Raw genomic sequence first — 3,151 nt, forward strand, 5'->3', positions numbered from 1 at the left:
CCTGACCCAGCATTGCTTCGCCGCGCTGGAGATCGAGCCGCGTGAAGCCGACCGCATTGGCTGGTGCGAACAAGAAGCGCAGGGGTCGACGGAACTTCATGCTGCAATGGTGATGGTCCGCCCCGGCCTGTTCAACGAAGTCGTTCGTGATAGCTCGATTGCTTGGGTCGCTGGCTTGGCTGCGCGTCCATGCAATGTTCCAAGTACGGTGCTGCGCTTACAACTGCCGGACGCCTTGCTTGACGAGCGGGATGATTTTTACACCGCAGCCGCACATGATCTGGTGGCGCTGGCCGCACGTTACCAGGCTTCGCCCTTCCGGGATGCGCTGTCGCAGCAATGGGACTGGCGCGTTCCGGGAATTTCGTGGCGCTCCAGGACTCATGAGATCCCCCGCGCACCGACCAGATCAACAGCGGCTTATCCGCGTGTGGCGACTGATGGTCGTCATGTAGGCTTTGCCTTGCCGTTGGTTGAGTTCGGCGGCGTTGAACGCGTAGCGTTGAATGTCGCCAAGGCGATGAAGGCGGAAGGATGGATTCCCCACCTGTTCGTCCTTGATTCCAGTAGCTGCAATTTCAGCCAAGAATGGCGTGAAACTTTTGAAAGCGTGACCTTCTTGGCGGATCCCGATTTCAAGATCTGGGAACCCGCCTCGTCGTCCTATATCGGAACTGGTGTGCCAGACTGGTCTCGTTTCGGAAACCAAGGCGACGCAACGGCAATGTTCGCTTGGCTGGACGTGCTGATCAACTTCCACGGGGGCGCAATCTCCGGCGTAATGGGCCCGTTGAAGCGTTTGGGTGTGAAAACAGCCGTTTCACTTCATCTGAGCGATCTTAGCCCGTTCCGGCGCCATAATGGAAGTACCTATCTGGGATTGGCCTTTGAGCACGCTTATGATCTGATTCTTCCATGCTCCCACCAACTTGCCGACTGGTGTCATGCCATGGGGATGCCAGCGGACAAGATCATACCGCTTCCAAATGCTCCCAGCTTTGACCTCCCGGAAGGCGCGGAAGAGCGGATTGTGGCTCGGCGCGTGAATAGGGCAGCCCATGCACCGCTCCGTGCCATATACCTTGGTCGGCTTGATCATCAAAAAGGGGTGGAGCGTCTGGTTTCCATTGTGGAGATGGCGAAAGTCATGCGACTGCCGATAGAATGGCGGTTGATCGGCAAGTCCGTCATGGCAGACATGTCCGTCGAGATCCCGCTAGACATCGCCAATATGCTGGAGCCGCCGCTGACTACGCCGGAGGGGCTTGCGGAGGCCTTCGAATGGGCTGACATCTTCATCCTGCCGTCCTATTACGAGGGGCTGCCGCTGACGATCCTGGAGGCGATGCGTTCGGGGGTCATCCCGATCGCGACCGACACCGGGGCGGTGACCGAAGTGGTGCGGCAATGGGAGAACGGCATCGTCCTGTCGCAGAACGAAACCATCGCCGAGGCGATGTCCGCGCTGAAGTGCTTGGCCAAGGATCCCGAGCTGGTGCTGCGGCTTTCGGCGCGTGCGCGTGCGGATGTCCAACGCCGTAGCTGGAACAGCGCCGTTATACCCTTGCTCCAACGGCTGGAAATCATGCAGGCTGCGGAGAAGAAAAAAGAACAAGAAGGGACTAAAGATGGACGCCAACTTGTATCTTGACCTGCATGCACCCAAAGACGGTTATGTTTTTGTGGTGACTTATGGCCGTTCTGGTTCGACCCTCACGCAGAGCCTGTTGAACTCCATCCCCGGCTATTGCATCCGGGGTGAGAATGGGAATCTTTTGTATCACTTTGCGCAAGCTGCCAATGTCGTGTCGAGTTGGGATAATTACACTTGGCGTCAAGAGCAAAAGATAAAACCCCAAGAGAACCGACATATTTCCCTGAGAGATACTCTGGGAACTCCCAAGGATCCTTGGTATGGCGCGGAGAATGTCGATGCTGATCATTTTTCACGTGCAATGATGGATTTATTTGTAAGGGATATATTGAAGAATCCAGAAGGTGTCAGGGTTTCTGGATTCAAGGAAATTAGATTCCACGAAGATAAGAAATTTTTTCAGGCATATCTTGGAATCGTCAAAAAATATTTTCCTAAGGCCAGATTTATCTTTCAGACGCGGGACCATGAATCGGTCTCCAAATCTGGATGGTGGAAGAATCGGGAAAAAAGCGACGTAATTGCGATGGTAAAGGGTGCAAATAGCATGTATGGCGAGTTTAGCAAGCGGAACCCGGGTATATGCTACACCATAGAATATGAGAGATATGCAGAGGGTGCTTCTTACGTTTCTGAAATTTTTGATTTTCTTGAGGAGAAGCCTGATTGGGAAAAGGTATCGGCGATACTTGGGAAGAAGTTAACCCACTGCAGATGATGGCATTCTGGTGCATGGAGTAAATGCCTTAAGGCAGGCATGAAGCATGAGTGCGTCAACTAAAAACGCAGAGAGGCAAGAATGGCAATCACTGTTGATAAGATAAACGTATCTTACTTTCCCGTGCCAAAGGTAGCTTGCACGTCAATAAAGCACGTATTTTACACCATTGAGAATAAAAGAGAATTTCATCCTTCTATTAGGAACGGAGCACACTTCCACATACATAACTATTATCCCTCCGTTCCTTTTCAAAATAATCCACACGATAGGATTCGGCGCCATCATAGAGTGTGTGTAGTGCGAGATCCAATCAAAAGATTTCTATCTAGCTATAGCAATCGGGTTTGCTTTCATAAAGAACTTGGAAAAGAGCATCTGTCTCCAAAAGCGATCTCAGCTGGTGCAGAGCCAGATCCTGACCTTGAAGTTTTTGTGGAAAAGCTGGAAATTTATAGGGAGCACTCGAGATCTATACGGGCGCATACCGACCCGCATGTATTTTATCTTGGGGGCGACAGAGATTATTATTCCAAGATATATCAAATGAGTGATCTGGATGATCTAGTGTTAGATCTTTCCGCGCGATCAGGCATCGATCTGGAATTGCCTCATAAACAAGCGGGCGGCCCCAAGATAAGTGTTGATAGCCTCTCGTCTAATGCCATTGAAAAGATAAAGAAATTCTACGACGAGGATTATCAATCCTATGATTTTCTTTAAAAGTATAGAGTTGCTCTTGCGGGGGAGGAATGCCCTTCATCCAGCATAACGGCAAG

At 51.4% G+C, this 3,151-nt stretch carries 3 protein-coding genes; all 3 read left to right on the forward strand.

The window, feature by feature from the left end; all coding sequences use genetic code 11:
• Nucleotides 1–1,651: glycosyltransferase family 4 protein (locus FE811_RS26255; protein ID WP_140849435.1), on the forward strand; the 1,651-nt coding region annotated here is incomplete at its 5' end.
• Complete coding sequence (locus tag FE811_RS26260; RefSeq protein ID WP_181180985.1) at nucleotides 1,629–2,372, forward strand: sulfotransferase; 744 nt, start codon at nucleotides 1,629–1,631, stop codon at nucleotides 2,370–2,372. The genes FE811_RS26255 and FE811_RS26260, both read left to right, overlap by 23 nt.
• A gap of 81 nt (nucleotides 2,373–2,453) precedes the next feature.
• Complete coding sequence (locus FE811_RS26265) at nucleotides 2,454–3,095, forward strand: sulfotransferase family 2 domain-containing protein (RefSeq protein WP_140849439.1); 642 nt, start codon at nucleotides 2,454–2,456, stop codon at nucleotides 3,093–3,095.
• Nucleotides 3,096–3,151 lie beyond the last annotated feature (56 nt).

Origin of the sequence: Paracoccus sp. FO-3 (assembly GCF_006386455.1) — a bacterium.
Classification (GTDB): Bacteria; Pseudomonadota; Alphaproteobacteria; order Rhodobacterales; family Rhodobacteraceae; genus Paracoccus; species Paracoccus versutus.